Below are 18418 nucleotides of genomic sequence, written 5' to 3' on the forward strand. Positions count from 1 at the left end.
AGGCTTTCAAACATTATTTGTTTATAAATTATTTACAATAATATGTTAATATACTTCGTTATCTCTTTTAGATAACATTATCTTTGAAGTCTATGAAAAAAAACATTGAAATGATAAAAATCTTAAAAATTTCTTTCTTTCTATTTTTTGTGACCTTAACTAATTGGGCACAACAATCTACTATTTACACTCACGATTTAAAAGAGTTTGACCGTGCAGTGTCCTTGTATAAAGATAAACAATACCAATCGGCTCAAATTCTATTTGATAAGGTTAAAAATAGTGTTGGCAATGATGAAATAAAAGCGGATTGCGCTTATTATATTGCGAATTGCGCTATTCGATTAAATCAAATGGGAGCTGACGATTTAATTGAACAATTTGTTGAAGATTATCCCACAAGTACAAAACAAAATCAAGCTTATATTGAAGTTGCTCATTACTATTTTGATCAAGGAAGTTATGCAAAATCTTTAGAATGGTTTGATAAAGTAGACGATAGTGCTATGTCTTATGAAGATCAAGAAAAATATAATTTTCAAAAAGGATATGTATATTTTACTGCAAAAAATACTTCTGAAGCGTCTAAATATTTTAATAAAGTGATTAATTCTAAAACCTATGGTAGTCAAGCGAAATATTACTTAGGTTATATGTCTTATGAAACAGATGATTATGAGAATGCTAATCAATATTTTGACCAAGTACAAGACAAAGATAAGTACAAGGAAAAAATGGGTTACTTTCAAGCGGATATGAATTTTAAATTAGGCAAATTTAAAGAAGCCATTGCTTTAGGTCTAGAACAATTACCAAAATCTAATGCAGTAGAAAAAAGTGAATTGTCTAAAATTATTGGAGAAAGTTATTTTAATTTAAAAGAATATGATAAAGCACTTCCCTATTTATTAGATTATAATGGCAAAAAAGGAAAATGGAATAATACCGATTATTATCAGTTAGGGTATGCTTATTATCAACAAAAAGATTATGAAAACGCAATTGCTCAGTTTAATAAAATTATTAATGGTAATGACTTTGTTGCTCAAAATGCCTATTATCATTTAGCAGAAAGCTATTTAAAAACGGATAAGAAGCAACAAGCATTAAATGCCTTTAAAACAGCTTCAGAAATGGATTTTGATCTTAAAATTCAAGAAGATGCTTTTTTAAATTATGCTAAATTGAGTTACGAAATTGGTAACCCATACCAATCAGTTCCAGAAGTTTTGAATGCTTATTTGAATAAATATCCAAATACTTCTTACAAACAAGAAATTAATTCGCTTTTAATCAGTTCGTACATCACTTCAAAAAATTACAAAGAAGCTTTAAGTCTGTTAGAAAAAAATAAAGCACCAGAAAATAGATTGGCTTATCAGAAAGTACTTTTTTATAGAGGATTAGAATTATATACAGATAGTAATTATCAAGAGGCTTATGATTTGTTTAAAAAATCTATAGCAGAAAATAAAGAGGCTAAGTTTACTGCTCGTGCTACTTTTTGGAAAGCGGAAACAGAATACAATTTGGAACAATACAATGAAGCCATGTTGAGTTTCAAACAGTTTATCAACAACAACCAAGCGGCTTCAACTCCTGAAATAACCAATGTAAATTACAATTTAGCATATGCTTATTTTAAATTAAAAGAATATGAGAATGCTATAAATCATTTTACCAATTTTATTGGTGAAGTAAAAAATGATAATGTTAGAAAATCGGATGCGTACCTAAGATTAGGGGATTGTAATTTTATTTCTGCAAAATATTGGCCAGCTATGGAAGCCTATAATAAAGCGATTGAAATGAACAGTGTGAATTCAGATTATGCGGCTTTTCAAAAAGGAATTAGCTATGGTTTTGTTGGGAAAAATGATAAAAAAATTGAGGATTTAGAAAAATTTGTAAAAGCATATCCGAATTCTCAATATGCTGACGATGCTTTATATGAATTAGGTAATACTTATGTAAATGTTGAAAATGAATCTAAAGCTATTGCGACTTATGATAAATTAATTGCCAACTACAAATCAAGTTCCTATGTAGCTAAATCCATTCTAAAACAAGGGTTAATTTATTATAATAATAACAAAAGCGAACCTGCTTTGGTGAAGTTCAAAAAAGTGGCTGCTGAGTTTCCAAATTCTCCAGAATCATTACAAGCAGTTACTACAGCGCGTTTAATCTATATCGATAACGGTAGAGTAGATGAATACTCACAATGGGTAAAAACATTAGACTTTGTTGAGGTCTCAGATGCTGATTTGGATAATGCAACCTATGAATCAGCTGAAAAGCAATACTTAACAAATAATGCAAAACAAGCCATTTCAGGTTTTAGTAATTATGTGGCTAAATTTCCAAATGGTTTGCATGCTTTAAAAGCCAATTTCTATTTGGCGCAATTATACTACGCGGATGGATTAGAAAACAATACAATAAAACATTATGAGTATGTAATCAATCAGCCTAGAAATGAATTTACAGAACAAGCTTTAGCACGTTTATGTCAGGTGCATTTAAAAGCTGCAAATTATGACAAAGCTATTCCTGTTTTAAAACGTTTAGAATCAGAAGCAGATTTCCCTCAGAATATTACCTATGCACAATCTAATTTGATGAAGTCGTATTATGAGAAAGAGAACTATAATCAAGCAGTGGTTTATGCTGAAAAAGTATTAACAAATGATAAAATTGATAATCGAATTAAAAGTGATGCGCAAATTATCGTTGCACGTGCTGCCATAAAAGCAAACGATGAAGCAAAAGCAAAACAAGCCTATGCCGATTTATTAAAAATTGCCAAAGGGGAACTTGCAGCTGAAGCTTTATATTATGATGCTTACTTTAAAAATAAAGAAGGTAAGTTTGAAGCGTCTAATACAATTGTTCAAAAAATTGCGAAAGATTATTCGGGTTATAAATATTACGGAGCGAAAGGTTTAGTAATTATGGCTAAGAATTTCTACGGTTTAAAAGATAGTTTTCAAGCCACCTATATCTTAGATAGTGTGATTAAAAACTTTACTGATTATCCAGATGTTATTGAAGAAGCTAAAAAAGAATTAGCGATCATCAAAGCAGAAGAATCAAAAACCAATTCATCAATATCAAATTAATTCGTTTCTACTATTGTTTTATTTTGGGTAACCAAAGTCAGACAATTTAAAAATATAAAATATGAGCAAAATCAAAATATATTTTTCAACAACTATAGCTTTGTTCCTAACGTATGCTTCGTTTTCTCAAGTAAAAGACGAAAATATAGGTTCGGAAGTAGTGAATATTGTAAAAGCCTATACACCTACAATTTCTGATGCCTTTAAGGTGAAAGAAACTCCTGTTTTGGAAGATGAAGATAACATGCAAAAAGAAGAAATTAAATACAATATTTTTTCTTTTCCAGTAGCATCCACTTTTACACCAGCTAAAGGGAAAGCAGCAGCCGTTGACAAATCGGAAAGAGAAAAAAATTATAGAAATTATGCTACTTTAGGTTTTGGTAATTATGCTACGGCTAATGCAGAATTATTTATTACAGAAAACTTCGGAAGAAATAGTTATGTAGGCGGAATGTTACGTCATTTGTCTTCTCAAGGAGGTATTAAAGATGTTGTTTTAGATGATAAATATTATAATACAAATTTAGATGTAACGTACGGTTCTCGTGAGAGAGACATGAGTTGGAATGTAGATTTAGGCCTGAAAAACCAAATTTACAATTGGTACGGTTTGCCAACAGAAAATATTGTTTTTACGGATGATCAAATTAGAGTCATCGATCCACAGCAATCCTACAATACAATTGCTCTAGGAGGAAAATTAACGATGGATAAAAGCTTTTTAAATGAAGCAAGTTTACAATTCAAACGTTTTTCTGATGCTTTTGGTTCAGGAGAGAATCGCTTTTTGGTAAAACCAAATTTTGATATCGATGTAATGGAACAAAAAATTAAAGCCAATTTTATCGTAGATTATGTAGGTGGTACTTTTGAAAAGGATTATCAAGGTAATGAAGAAATCAAATACAGTCATGTTATTTTTGGAACAAAACCAAGTATTTTATACCAACAAGATGATTTATCGGTTAATTTAGGAGTGGGTGTTTTTTATACTACTGGAAAAATTAATGGTGAAAGTGATGGAAAAATATTTGTCTATCCAAATGTAAAAGCGTCATATCGTATTGTAGGTGACATTTTAGTGGGTTATGCCGGTGCTGAAGGAGGTTTAAACCAAAATTCCTATGCTGAATTTGTGGACCAAAATCCATTTGTTTCACCAACACTATTAGTTGGACCAACCGATAATAAATACGATATTTATGTTGGTTTAAAAGGTAAATTAGCCAATGCAGTCGCTTTTAATTTGAGAGGAAGTATTAAAAATGAAGATTACAAACCGTTATTTGTAAGTAATACCTATGTTTTTGGTAATGCAAATACAGAAGGGTATACCAATGGAAATTCTTTTGAAGTAGTGTATGATAATGTAAAAACAGCTAGTATTTTTGGAGAAATTAAAGCTGATTTTTCAAAACATGTCAGTTTCGGAATAAATGGTACTTATAATAATTATTCAACAGATAACCAGGCAGAAGCTTGGAATTTACCACAATTGAATATTGGAACAACCTTGGATTTTGATATTACAGATAAATGGTATGCGGGAGCGAATATTTTCTTTGTAGGAGAAAGAAAAGATCGCGTTTCTGTACAAGATATAAGTGCTGTTTTTCCACCAAATTTCCAATTGCAAGAAGTAACCTTAGATAGTTATTTCGACTTGAATGCGCATATTGGCTATAAATATAACGAACGATTAACAGCCTTTTTAAGAGGAAATAATTTAGCAAACCAGCAATACAACCGCTGGGCAAACTATCCTGTACAAGGAGTTCAAGTATTGTTAGGCGCAAATTATAAATTCGATTTTTAAAGTCATTGCGAGGAACGAAGCAATCTATATAATTCGTTATTCCGATTCTGAAACTTCGGCATTTGTATAACGAATTTTGATTTTAATAAAAGGATTCTTAAGTTTTAAATACTTTTTATGAGAAAGATTATTTACATATTATTTCTATTGTCTATCAGTTTTGTTTTTTCTCAAAATGAAAATTTTAATAAAAGTGATTCTATTGTTTGGAGAAAAGTTACTTGCGAAAATGGAACTGAACAAGCAAAAAATGATTTTAAAAATGGGATATACAATTGTTTTTCATATGGTTTAATTTTTGAAAGTAATCCTGAATTAAGCTTATATATCAAAAACTATATTAAGAACAAATACGGAATTAATACTAAAAATGTAAGTTGTGTAATTACTGAATTTTCTCAATGTTATTCAAAAACTATGAATGATTTGGTTTTGTATAAGTTTGGAAAAGATATTTTTAAAAAATACAAAAAAGAAGCTGAAGATTTATATTATAAGGATAAAAAATAATTCTTGCTTCTTTAGAGCCTTGTTTTTGAACTTTACGGTAATTATTCTAATTATGACATTAAAAGAAAAAGTTTATCAATACTATCACAGTTTAGTATTAGAAAAAATAAAAAGATTACAAGATACTATTGCCGATTTAGCAATAGATGCTCAAAACGATGCCAAAGGTTCAGCAGGAGATAAGCACGAAACGGCTTTGTCAATGATGCATTTGGAGCAAGAAAAATTAAGCCAAAAAGTGAAAGAGGCATTAGAACAAAAAGCCATTTTAGATAGTATTGATTGTTCCCAAAAGAATCTAGTAGTTAGTCTTGGAAGTCTGGTGTATACAAATTCTTTAACTTTTTTTGTTAGTTTGGCTTTACCAAAAATAAAAATAGAAGGAAAAGAAATAATTGCTTTATCTCCACAATCGCCTTTAGGGATACAGTTAATAGGAAGGAAAGTAAATGATGAAGTCCAATTTAATACTACAACTTATAGAATCTTAGATATAGAATAAATTTGAAACCATTCCTAGGAGTGGTTTTTTTATAAATTGTAACCTACTGCAATAAAAAACTTCCTTTTTACTTTTTATTTGTAATTAAATTACTGTTTTATATTTTATATTATAACTAATATTTTATTTATGGTTTATATTTTATAGTTAATATCTCAAATTTGCTTCATCAATAAAATAATAATCACGTTTAAGATTACATTTTTTAAACGTATCAACTTTATAAAATAGAAATAAAATGTGCGGAATTGTATGTGCTTTCGATTTAAAACAAAAAGCTGAGGTATTAAGACCTCAAGTTTTAGAAATGTCAAAAATTATTCGTCATAGAGGTCCTGATTGGAGTGGAATATATAGTAATGATAAAGCTATTTTAGCGCATGAGCGTTTGGCTATTGTTGATCCAGCTTCTGGAAAACAACCTTTATTTACAAAAGATAAAAGTTTAGTTTTAGCAGCTAATGGCGAAATCTACAATCATAGAGAATTACGCAAGCAATTTGAAGGTAAATATGAATTCTTAACAGAAAGCGATTGTGAAGTCATTTTAGCTTTATACAAAGAAAAAGGAGTACATTTTGTAGATGAAATGAATGGGATTTTTGGTTTTGCTATCTATGATGTGGAAAAAGATGAGTATTTCATTGCTCGTGATCACATGGGAATTATTCCTTTATATATTGGTTGGGACCAAAACGGAACGTTTTATGTAGCTTCAGAATTAAAAGCTTTAGAAGGATATTGTACTAAAATTGAATTATTTCCTCCAGGACATTATATGTCAAGTAAAGACGGAGAATTTGTAAAATGGTACCATAGAGAATGGACAGAATATGAAGCTGTAAAAGAGAATGCAACGAGTATTGAGGCTATAAAAACAGCTTTAGAAGCGGCAGTAAAAAGACAATTAATGAGTGATGTACCTTATGGGGTTTTACTTTCGGGAGGTTTAGATTCTTCCATTACTTCTGCTATTGCTAAAAAGTATGCTCAAAAAAGAATCGAATCAGAAGATAAAGCAGATGCTTGGTATCCACAATTACATTCTTTTGCAGTAGGTTTAGAAGGATCACCAGATTTAAAAGCGGCTCAAAAAGTAGCGGATCATTTAGGAACCATTCATCATGAAATTAAATTTACAATTCAAGAAGGTTTAGATGCAATACGAGATGTAATTTATAATATTGAAACCTATGATGTAACTACCATTAGGGCATCAACTCCAATGTATTTAATGGCGCGTGTAATTAAATCAATGGGAATAAAAATGGTTTTATCAGGAGAAGGTTCTGATGAATTATTTGGTGGCTATTTATATTTTCATAAAGCACCTAATGCAAGAGAATTCCATGAAGAAACGGTTCGTAAATTGAGTAAATTACATATGTATGACTGCTTGCGTGCTAATAAAAGTCTAGCCGCTTGGGGAATTGAAGGGCGTGTTCCATTTTTAGATAAAGAATTTATGGATGTTGCGATGCGAATTAATCCACAGGATAAAATGATCAATGGAGAACGTATGGAAAAATGGGTGTTGAGAAAAGCATTTGAAGACATGCTACCAGAAAGTGTAGCTTGGAGACAAAAAGAACAGTTTAGTGATGGCGTTGGATATAGTTGGATTGATACTTTAAAAGAGTTGGTTGCCAAAGAAATTACAGACGAACAATTAGCAAATGCGAAATATAAGTTTCCAATTCAAACACCTACTTCAAAAGAGGAATATTATTATCGCTCCATTTTTACCGAACATTTTCCAAGTGATGCGGCAGCTTTAAGTGTACCACAAGAAGCAAGTGTTGCATGTAGTACAAAAGTAGCTTTAGAATGGGATGAAGCATTTAAAAACTTAAATGATCCATCAGGAAGAGCGGTAGCTAACGTACATGATGATGCTTATGTAAAAATGGCTAAAGTTTAAAATCAGTAAGTTATATGTTATTGTTGAAAAAATTATATAGTTTTTTTGATAAAAAAAGAATTGAGATGTGATTTAAATATCTTGGTTATGGTTTGTTTTTAAAACGTCGACGGTATTTGTTGACGTTTTTTTGTTTTTAATCGCTTAAAACCATCTTAAAATAGATATTTTCAACATTTGTTAATAACTTCTAAGCAAAAACAAATGAATAGGAGTTGATTTTTTTTGATTATAGTTATATTTGTCTGTTAAACATAATGAGTTTTAAGAATTAAAATATGAGTGAAGAAATTAAGAAGAACAATTATTCGGCAGATAGTATCCAAGCATTAGAAGGAATGGAGCACGTAAGGATGCGTCCTTCTATGTATATTGGCGATACAGGAGTTAGAGGATTGCATCATTTAGTGTATGAAGTAGTTGATAATTCCATTGATGAGGCTTTAGCTGGACATTGTGATACAATATTTGTAACAATTAATGAAGATAATTCTATATCTGTAGAGGATAATGGTCGAGGAATACCTGTTGATATTCATAAAAAAGAAGGGATTTCTGCATTAGAAGTTGTAATGACAAAGATTGGTGCAGGAGGAAAATTTGATAAAGATTCTTATAAAGTATCGGGAGGACTTCATGGAGTAGGGGTTTCTTGTGTTAACGCATTGTCTGATCATTTAAAAGCAACCGTTTTTAGAGAAGGAAAGATTTGGGAACAAGAATATGAAAGAGGTAAATCCTTATATCCAGTTAAACAAATTGGAACTACAGATAAAAGAGGTACAATGGTTACTTTTAAACCAGATGGTACCATTTTTACACAAACTTTAGAATATTCATATGATACTTTAGCTGCTCGTATGCGAGAATTGTCTTTCCTAAATAAAGGGATTACCATTACGCTTACTGATAGAAGAAATGTTGATAAAGAAGGTAATTTTATTTCTGAAGTTTTTCATTCTAAAGAAGGTCTTAAAGAGTTTGTTAAATTCTTAGATGGAAATCGAGTGCCAATCATCGGACATGTGATTTCAATGGAAAACGAAAAAGGAGAGATTCCAGTAGAAGTGGCCTTAATTTATAATGATAGTTATTCTGAGAACATATTTTCATATGTAAATAATATTAATACCCATGAAGGTGGAACACATTTGCAAGGTTTCCGTATGGGATTAACGAGAACACTGAAAAAATATGCAGATTCTTCTGGGTTATTAGATAAATTGAAATTTGAAATTTCTGGAGATGACTTCCGTGAAGGATTAACAGCGATTATCTCTGTAAAGGTTGCTGAACCTCAATTTGAAGGTCAAACCAAAACAAAATTAGGAAATAGAGAAGTAGTTTCACCAGTTTCGCAAGCAGTTGCAGAAATGTTAGAAAACTACTTAGAAGAAAACCCTAATGATGCTAAGATTATTGTACAAAAAGTAATTCTAGCTGCTCAGGCACGTCATGCTGCTAAGAAAGCTAGAGAAATGGTACAGCGTAAAACCGTTATGGGTGGTGGTGGATTACCAGGTAAATTATCAGATTGTTCTGAGCAAGATCCAGCAAAATGTGAAATTTTCCTTGTAGAGGGAGATTCGGCAGGTGGTACAGCTAAACAAGGTAGAGATAGAATGTTTCAAGCTATTTTGCCATTAAGAGGTAAAATTCTTAATGTTGAAAAAGCGATGCAACATAAAGTGTTTGAAAACGAAGAGATTAGAAATATTTTTACCGCTTTAGGAGTTACTGTGGGTACAGAAGAAGATAGTAAAGCTTTAAATTTATCGAAATTGCGTTATCATAAAGTAGTGATTATGTGTGATGCTGATGTCGATGGTTCTCACATTTCTACACTTATTTTGACATTCTTCTTTAGATTCATGAAAGAGTTAATTGAAGGAGGACATGTTTACATCGCTGCTCCACCTTTATACTTGGTGAAGAAAGGAAATAAAAAAGAGTATGCTTGGAATGACGATCAACGTGATAGAATAGCTCAGCAAATGGGTGGTGGAGTAAATATTCAACGTTATAAAGGTCTTGGAGAGATGAACGCGGAACAATTATGGGATACTACATTAAATCCTGAATATAGGACTTTACGTCAAGTAACTATCGATAGTTTGTCTGAAGCTGATAGAATCTTTTCAATGTTAATGGGTGATGAGGTGCCACCACGTAGAGAATTTATTGAAAAAAATGCAGTTTACGCTAAAATTGATGTGTAAATGAAGCAATTCTTTATTTTTTTATTTGCAATCGTATTTTACTTAAAAATAAATGCGCAAAATTCTAATGATATAGAGAAAATAGGGTATCTGTTGACAGATGCCCTTTTCTATTCTGAGAAATATATTATTCCAATTACTGATGCAGCAGTCTATCAAGCTTCTTCTGGTTGGGTTTTGTCTCCTAAGAAAAGAGAGAAATGGAAATTAAATTTAGGAATTCATACTAATATGTTTTTTGTTCCTAATAATGATCGTAACTTTGAAATTAAGAATTCTGATTTTCAATTTTTCGAAATAGAAGGATCAAGTAGTGTTATTGTTCCCTCTGCTTTAGGGAATAATAATTCTAGTTATTTAATTGGTGAATTAGGAGGTGAACAAGTTCGATTTAAGACTCCTGGAGGTGTTAATCAAGAAACCATTATTTATCCTTATCTACAAGCTGGTTTGGAATTGCCTTACGGATTTGAATTTATCGGTCGATATTCTCCAAAAACCAAACTTAAAAAAGGAAATTATCAAGTATATGGAGCTGGCTTAAAATATAATCTAAGTCAACATTTTGAGAATTGGGAAACAAAAAAAATGCATTTAGCTGTAGCGGGTATTTATTCGAATGCAGATGTTAGTTTTGATTTCTTAGATATTAATACGGCTTATGGAAATTTAGGAATTAATAGAATAAATGGAATTGTGGATACTTGGCATTTGAATCTTATTTTTTCTAAAGAGTTTAAGAGATTAGATTTAAATGGTAATTTTATTGTTAATCATAGTACATTTAAATATCTTGTTAATGGACCTAAAGGAAGTATTGAAGAATTAATCCCAGTGCAACAAATAATTAATGAACTGCTCACTCGAATTGAAAAAGATAAGATAAATACTATTTTTGAAATTACAGGAGTGTATCATATAAATAAATTTGCATTGCAAAGTTCATTTGCTTTTGGTAAATTTGCGAATCTCAATTTTGGAGTACAATATCAATTTTAACTTATAAATAATCAAAAACAAAAAAATGAAAGTAACAATAGTAGGAGCAGGTAATGTTGGTGCAACATGTGCCGATGTTATTTCGTATAGAGGAATTGCTAGTGAAGTAGTTTTATTAGATATCAAAGAAGGTTTTGCAGAAGGAAAAGCCATGGATATCATGCAATGTGCAACAACTACTGTATTTAATACAAAATTATCTGGAAGTACAAATGATTATTCTAAAACAGCAGGTAGTGATGTGGTAGTAATAACTTCTGGAATTCCTAGAAAACCTGGAATGACTCGTGAAGAATTAATTGGTATTAATGCTGGAATTGTGAAATCGGTAGCTGATAATGTATTAACCCATTCTCCAAATGCTATTATTGTAGTAGTATCTAATCCTATGGATACTATGACTTACTTAACTTTAAAAGCTACTGGATTGCCAAAGAACAGAGTAATTGGTATGGGAGGAGCTTTAGATAGTTCGCGTTTTAAATATTATTTATCACAAGCTTTACAAAAACCAGGTAATGATATTCAAGGTATGGTTATCGGTGGACATGGAGACACAACTATGATTCCTTTAACTAGATTAGCTTCTTATAATGGTTCACCTGTTTCTCATTTCTTATCGCAAGAAGAATTAGATAAAGTAGCATCTGCAACAATGGTAGGAGGTGCAACCCTTACTGGTTTATTAGGAACTTCTGCTTGGTATGCACCAGGTGCATCGGTAGCTTATTTAGTAGATAGTATTTTAAATGATCAAAAAAGAATGATTCCATGTTCTGTTATGTTAGAAGGTGAATATGGACAAAATGATATTTGTATTGGTGTACCATGTATTATTGGTAAAAATGGAGTGGAAGAAATCGTAGATATTCAATTAAATGATGCGGAAAAAGCATTATTTGCTAAGAGTGCTGATGCAGTTAGAAATATGAATGCTGATTTGAAATCAGTACTATAATAGTTTCATTATCAGATGTTAAAACTGTCATTTCTATTTGACAGTTTTTTTATATTTAGTTATCAACAGGAAAATATTAATAAAAACCAATTTTATTAAGAAATAAAATTGGTTAATCCTATTGTAAATTATATATTTGTCCGTTTTTATAAAAAAAAGAATAATTAATTTTAGTAGTAATGCAGAATAAAGGACTAATTAAATTTTTCGCAATTATCTTTGCTTTGGTATGTATTTACCAATTATCTTTTACATTCGTAGCAAATGGAATTGAGAAAGATGCAAAGAGTTTTGCAAGTAAATTTCCACAAGAAATTCAAACTCAAAAAGAAGTATCTTATCTTGATTCTTTGGCAAAAAGTAAAGAAAAAGTATTTCTTTGGAACACTTATGAAGAAGTAAGAAACAACCAAATTAATAAAGGTCTTGACCTTGAAGGAGGTCTTAACGTAATTCTTCAAATATCTGTTAGAGATATTTTATTTGGTTTAGCTAATGAATCAACGAACAGAGACTTTTTAAAAGTTTTAGAAGATGCTAAAATCAATCAACAAGGAAATCAAGATTATATAGATGCTTTCTTTGAACAAGCAAATAAATCAGATCTTAAATTAGCTAATAATGATATCTTCGGAAACAGAAATTTAGAAGAAAAAATTAATAGAAATATGACCAATGCTCAAGTAGAGCCTATTATTAAACAAAAAGTTTCTGAATCAGTTGAAAGTGCTTTTGGAGTTTTAAGAAAGCGTATCGATCAATTTGGTGTAACGCAACCTAATATTCAATTATTAGGAAATTCAGGAAGAATTTTAGTAGAACTACCTGGTGCTAAAGATGTAGATCGTATAAAAAAATTATTACAAGGTACTGCAAAATTAGAATTTTGGGAAACCTATAAAATTGAAGAAGTAGGTGATTACTTAGTTTCAGCTAACGAAGTTTTGAAAAAAACAGAAACTGTTAAAAATGAAGTAGTTAAAGATACTGCAGTAAAAGATTCAACAGCAAAAGATTTAGATGCTTTATTAACTGATAAAGCAGATACAACTAAAGTTCAAGTAAATCCTTTATTTGATAAGTTTCAAATTACTCAACAACAAGGGTTTTCAGTTTTAGGTTATGCTAAAGTAACAGATACTGCTACTATAGGAAATTACCTAAGAAGAAAAGATGTAATGAAAACTTTACCAAATGCCTTAGCAAATGTGAAATTTGTTTGGGGTAAGGAAAATGAAAAAACACCTGGGATCGTTGAATTATATGCATTAAAAAGAACAGGTAAAGATGGTAAAGCACCTATTAGTGGTGGTGTAATTGTAGATGCTACAGATACATTCGATCAATTAGGTAAACCAGCTGTTTCTATGCAAATGGATGGAGCAGGTTCAAGAGAATGGGAAAAATTAACAGGTAAAGTTTCTCAACAAGGAAATGCTATTGCAATTGTTTTAGATAATATTGTTTATTCAGCACCTGGTGTAAGTAAAGGAGCTATAACTGGTGGACGTTCTGAAATTTCAGGAAGTTTTACAGTAACCGAAACAAAAGACTTAGCGAATGTATTGCGTGCGGGTAAATTACCTGCAGCAGCTGATATTGTACAGTCTGAAGTAGTTGGGCCATCTTTAGGAAAAGAAGCTGTTGATAGCGGTTTTATGTCATTCATCATTGGTTTCTCTTTAGTATTATTATGGATGGTAGTGTACTATGGTAAAGCTGGTTTCTATGCTAATTTAGCTTTATTGGTAAACATATTATTCATTTTTGGAGCTTTAGCTAGTTTTGGAGCGGTATTAACTTTACCTGGTATTGCAGGTATCGTATTAACCATTGGTATGGCAGTAGATGCTAACGTAATTATTTATGAAAGAGCGAAAGAAGAATTAGATTCTGGTAAAACAGTAGAAGAAGCAGTAAACTATTCTTATACATGGAAAGGTGCTATGTCTTCAATTGTAGATGCAAACGTAACAACTTTTATTACAGCGTTAATATTATTTTTACTTGGTACAGGTCCAATTAAAGGTTTTGCTACCACTTTATTAATTGGTATCATAACTTCTATGATTACGGCAATCTTCATTACAAGAATTTTCTTAGATTGGAGTCTATCAAGAAATGAAAATATTACTTTCTCTACATCTTTAACTAAGAATTTATTTAAAAATTTAAATTTCGATTTCTTAGGAAAAAGAAAAATTGCTTATGCGGTTTCAGGATTATTATTAATCTTAAGTATCGCTTCATTAACTATGAAAGGGTTAAATTACGGAGTTGACTTTGTAGGAGGTAGAACATATCAAGTTCGTTTTGATAAAGCTGTTTCAGCTCCTGAAGTAACAAAAGATTTAGTTGCTGTTTTTGAAAGTGCTGAAGCAAAAGTATATGGAAGTAACAATCAGCTTAAAATAACTACAAAATATAGAGTTGATGAAGAAGGAGAAGGAGTTGATAAAGAAGTAAATAAAATGCTTCACGATGCTTTGAAGAAATATTTACCATCTGACTTAACTTATGAAAAATTTGTAAACTTATACGAAGGAAAACAAGTAGGAATCATGTCTTCTTCTAAAGTTTCTGGAACAATTTCTAAAGATATTAAGACTAACTCTTTATGGGCGGTTTTAGGTTCTCTTTTAGTTGTTTTCTTGTATTTAATGGTTTCATTTAGAAAATGGCAATTTGGTCTTGGTGCTGTACTAGCGGTAGCACATGACGTAATTATTGTATTGGGTATTTTCTCATTCTTTTATACTGTATTACCTTTCAACATGGAAATTGATCAAGCTTTTATCGCTGCAATTTTAACCGTTATTGGTTACTCATTAAATGATACGGTAATTGTATTTGACCGCGTGAGAGAGTATTTAGATTATAATTCTTCACCAGATTTTAAAGGATTGGTAAATAAAGCATTAAACACTACTTTGAGTAGAACGATTAATACTTCTGCAACAACTTTAGTGGTATTGATTGCTATCTTTATCTTCGGTGGTGAAACGATTAGAGGTTTCGTATTTGCAATTTTAGTAGGTATTCTAGTGGGAACTTATTCTTCACTATTTGTTGCAACACCTATAATGAATGACACAATGAGCAAAGAAGAAGCTAAAAAAATGGCTGAATTTAAAAAAGAAGATTAATTTTTATCTTTAAAAATATTTTTTGAAAAGACCTGTTTATCAGGTCTTTTTTTTATTTTTATAAAAAATATAATCATGAAATTATTTGGTTTTTATTTGTTACTTACAATAGTGTTCCTTTCTTGTGACCAAAATAAGATTTATAGTGAATATACTTCTGATTTTGAAAATAACAGATGGGATTCTAATGACACTAAAAATTTTTCATTCACTATTGAAAAAGATGAAGTAGGAGACATACTTTTGCACTTAAGTCATATTTATGATTATAATTTTCAAATGATTCCTTTACAAATAAGTATAGCATTTCCAGATGGACATACAGAAGACATTCCAATTAATTTAGAAATAAAAGATGCAAATGGAAAAGAATTAGGAGAATGTAGCGGGGATATTTGTGATTTATATTATACTTTCAAAAGTAAGATACACTTAAAAAAAGGCAAGTATAATATTAGTATAGAAAATAAGAAAAATATTGCTTATTTACCTAATATACTTGGAGTGGGGATAAAAGTGAAAAGATAATTTATTCAATACAAACAATTTTATTTTTAATGGCATATAAAACCAGGCCTATACGCGTTTTAATTTCTAATTTACAAAATAAATGTTCTCGATAACCATCAATCGTTTTAGGACTTAAACACATTTCATCAGCTATTTCTTTGTATGTCTTTTCTGTACAAGCGTGTTTGATAAATTGTATTTCTTTGTCTTTTAATTCCAATTTTTGGTTATTATTATCTAAACGATTAACCAGTAGCCCAGAAACTAATTCTGTAAAGAAAAAACCCTTGTCTGAAACCGTTTTTAAAGCTTCTTCAAATATTTGCGGAGATGTGTCTTTCAAAAGATAACCTTTTGCTCCATGCTTAATCATTTTAATTATGGTTTCTTCATCATCATTAACAGATAATGCAATTACTTTTAAATCTTCTCTATTATTTTTAATCCATTCCATGGTTTTAAGTCCGTCTAAAACAGGCATGTTTACATCTAAAAGAATGAGTTCTATTTCATCTGTATTGATTTTGTTTGCCATAACACTATCAATAAAATCTTTACCGTTTTCATAATTATCAACTACCATGAAGTCGTTAAAACTATTAATTAAATATTTTAACGATTGTGAAAATAATAAGTGGTCATCAATTATTATTACTTTTTTCTTTGTTTTCATCTTGTTTGTTTAAGTTGTATTGTAAGAGAGTTTCTGTGCCGTTTTCGTTCGAATTTAGAGATAAATTTGCCCCAATTAATTTTGCTCTAAATTTTATGTTGTTTAATCCTAAACCTTTATAATTTTGATTGGAATCAAAACCAATTCCAAAGTCTTTCAATTGAATTGTAAGAATTTCGTCATCACAGCTAATGTTCATTTCTAATTTTTTACTTGAAGAATGTTTTAAGCTATTATGTATAGATTCTTGAAAAATACGATACAAAATTAATTCATGTTCTACATTAATTTTTGGGAAATTACAATTAAGATATAGCTTACATTCAATATTCTTTAACTTTTCAATCCTTTTAAAATCATTTTCAATTGACTCAATAAAATTAGTGTTTATTAAATTATCTTTATTAATAATTCGGGATAAAATTCTAATCTCATCTAATGATTTTGCCATAACACTTTTCACTTCTTCTAAATCTGTTTTGGTAACCGTTTCATCTCTTTGAGTATACATATTGAGCTGCATAATGGCTACCGAAATAATTTGTCCTATGTTATCATGAAGTTCTTTACTTATTTCAGTTAAAGTTTGATCTTTTATTTCTACTCTTGTCTTGATTAGTTCAGATTGGAAATGAATTTCGGATTCCATTTTATCGATTAAGAATTGTGTTTTCTTTTTTTGGAAGTAAAAAAAAAGCACAAAAAGGACTACTAGTAAAGTAAAAAATACGATACTTAACGAAATGACTAGTAATTGTATTTCTTCTCTGTCCATAAAAATCCGATTATAAAACAAGTGTTCATTATTAAATTTAATATAAAAAGCACAATCAAATAAATGGATGAAATGTACTCAATTAAAAACCACTCTAAGGAAAGCATGAATGGTAAAAAAGGTACATGAAATAATAAAACACCAATAATAAACCAAAAAAATATATTCTTTTTGTAATTTAAAACATTACTTGAATTAAACAACTCTATAAAATAAAATGTCGAGAGTATAATAAACATAAATACACCTAAGGAATACAAACCAGAATAGATGTCGTGACCTAATGTTTCTAACTGAAATATTAAATTTAAAATAAAACAAATTGTATAAATGATCATAAATAAAGACCCTAAAATTTTGCAACGATAATTTTTTAAAATCTTTACTAAAATATAAAAGTATAATTGAAATAAAATAAAAATGTAGATATTAAAGATATAGTAATTTAATAAGCCTGTCCAAAGGCTAAATAATGGACCTGAAATTTCTATGAATAGCGTTAAAGCTATAGTAAATAGCGTTAATTTAGATTTATAATTGGGTAATTTGGACCAATTTAACAAACCAATAATTGTTGAGATAAAGGCGAATAGACCTGGGAAGTATCTTAAATTTTCTAACATTAATTATTATAATATTAAAAATCAATAGAATTAAGTGTTATTAGGTTAATCCTTAATTCTATTGATTAATTATATAGGATTTTAATTTGATGGATAAATTGCTTTAGGAGGATGCCCCATTGTACCAAAGTTCATTGGACTAATTTCTTCAATATCAGCATTCTCTTCTGAAGTTTGCATCATCGCAGGTAAATTCAAAACACTTCCTTTTTGTACAGATGTTTTTTTACCTGTAGGAGTTAAAAATATAGTCGTCATATTGGCTTTAGTATCATATTCTTGTGTATCAGGATAGGCACCTAAATAGAAACGAATACCATCTACATCATATCCTTTTTCTTTACCTTGTTTTTTTACATAATAAATATAATTTTCTAATTCTTCTAAAGAATACCAAGCAGAATTTGCATCTTCTTTATTTATAGTCTGCGAAATTATGCTATGTCTTGTTCTATTGTAGTTTTGATTTAATTCTTTAGCCACCTTATTAGATATTAACTGGGTTGGTTCATCATGCTTTACTTCTACTTCAGTACATGATTGAAATAAAAAAAGAAGAAACAAACTAGTTAATAGAAGATTGTTAATTTTTTTCATAATGGGTTTATTTATTAAAGTTTATGAGGCAAAAGTATTTGTAT

The 18418-nt window shown here is 29.8% G+C and carries 13 protein-coding genes; 10 read left to right on the plus strand and 3 right to left on the minus strand.

The window, feature by feature from the left end:
- Window positions 1-110: 110 nt before the first annotated feature.
- The 10 genes from HALO113_RS12565 to HALO113_RS12610 all read left to right on the plus strand — a co-directional run bounded on the left by HALO113_RS12565 (window position 111) and on the right by HALO113_RS12610 (window position 15724).
- Window positions 111-3122, plus strand: a complete 3012-nt coding sequence (locus tag HALO113_RS12565; RefSeq protein ID WP_159779347.1) for a tetratricopeptide repeat protein — start codon at window positions 111-113, stop codon at window positions 3120-3122.
- Window positions 3123-3183: 61 nt separating this feature from the next.
- Entirely contained in the window at window positions 3184-4941 is a 1758-nt protein-coding gene (locus HALO113_RS12570) for a TonB-dependent receptor (protein WP_159779348.1), read from the plus strand.
- Between the two features lie 117 nt (window positions 4942-5058).
- Window positions 5059-5451: a hypothetical protein gene (locus tag HALO113_RS12575; protein ID WP_159779349.1), complete on the plus strand. Its 393-nt coding sequence runs from the start codon at window positions 5059-5061 to the stop codon at window positions 5449-5451.
- Between the two features lie 52 nt (window positions 5452-5503).
- Window positions 5504-5953 carry a GreA/GreB family elongation factor gene (locus HALO113_RS12580; protein WP_159779350.1) on the plus strand — a complete coding sequence of 150 codons (450 nt, stop codon included), beginning with the start codon at window positions 5504-5506 and terminating at the stop codon, window positions 5951-5953.
- Window positions 5954-6191: 238 nt separating this feature from the next.
- A complete protein-coding gene (gene asnB / locus HALO113_RS12585) occupies window positions 6192-7874 on the plus strand; it encodes an asparagine synthase B (protein ID WP_159779351.1) in 1683 nt (560 codons plus the stop codon).
- A gap of 278 nt (window positions 7875-8152) precedes the next feature.
- On the plus strand, window positions 8153-10093 hold the full coding sequence (gyrB, locus tag HALO113_RS12590) for a DNA topoisomerase (ATP-hydrolyzing) subunit B (RefSeq protein ID WP_159779352.1): 1941 nt from the start codon (window positions 8153-8155) through the stop codon (window positions 10091-10093).
- Window positions 10094-11092: a DUF6588 family protein gene (locus HALO113_RS12595; RefSeq protein ID WP_159779353.1), complete on the plus strand. Its 999-nt coding sequence runs from the start codon at window positions 10094-10096 to the stop codon at window positions 11090-11092.
- Window positions 11093-11117: 25 nt separating this feature from the next.
- Window positions 11118-12050 (plus strand): malate dehydrogenase, encoded by a 933-nt coding sequence (gene mdh / locus HALO113_RS12600; RefSeq protein ID WP_159779354.1) that lies wholly within the window; start codon window positions 11118-11120, stop codon window positions 12048-12050.
- A gap of 179 nt (window positions 12051-12229) precedes the next feature.
- Window positions 12230-15196 (plus strand): protein translocase subunit SecDF, encoded by a 2967-nt coding sequence (gene secDF / locus HALO113_RS12605; protein ID WP_159779355.1) that lies wholly within the window; start codon window positions 12230-12232, stop codon window positions 15194-15196.
- A gap of 75 nt (window positions 15197-15271) precedes the next feature.
- Window positions 15272-15724: a hypothetical protein gene (locus HALO113_RS12610; protein WP_159779356.1), complete on the plus strand. Its 453-nt coding sequence runs from the start codon at window positions 15272-15274 to the stop codon at window positions 15722-15724.
- Window position 15725: 1 nt separating this feature from the next.
- Here HALO113_RS12610 and HALO113_RS12615 read toward each other — a convergent pair whose 3' ends face one another.
- The 3 genes from HALO113_RS12615 to HALO113_RS12625 form a co-directional block, all read right to left on the minus strand.
- Window positions 15726-16379: a response regulator transcription factor gene (locus HALO113_RS12615; protein ID WP_159779357.1), complete on the minus strand. Its 654-nt coding sequence runs from the start codon at window positions 16377-16379 to the stop codon at window positions 15726-15728.
- Window positions 16348-17028 (minus strand): sensor histidine kinase, encoded by a 681-nt coding sequence (locus HALO113_RS12620; RefSeq protein ID WP_236554679.1) that lies wholly within the window; start codon window positions 17026-17028, stop codon window positions 16348-16350. Before HALO113_RS12620 ends, HALO113_RS12615 begins: the two co-directional genes overlap by 32 nt.
- Window positions 17029-17858: 830 nt before the next feature.
- Window positions 17859-18374 carry a hypothetical protein gene (locus HALO113_RS12625; protein WP_236554681.1) on the minus strand — a complete coding sequence of 172 codons (516 nt, stop codon included), beginning with the start codon at window positions 18372-18374 and terminating at the stop codon, window positions 17859-17861.
- Window positions 18375-18418 lie beyond the last annotated feature (44 nt).

It is taken from the genome of Flavobacterium sp. 9AF, from assembly GCF_902506265.1.
Classification (GTDB): Bacteria; Bacteroidota; Bacteroidia; order Flavobacteriales; family Flavobacteriaceae; genus Flavobacterium.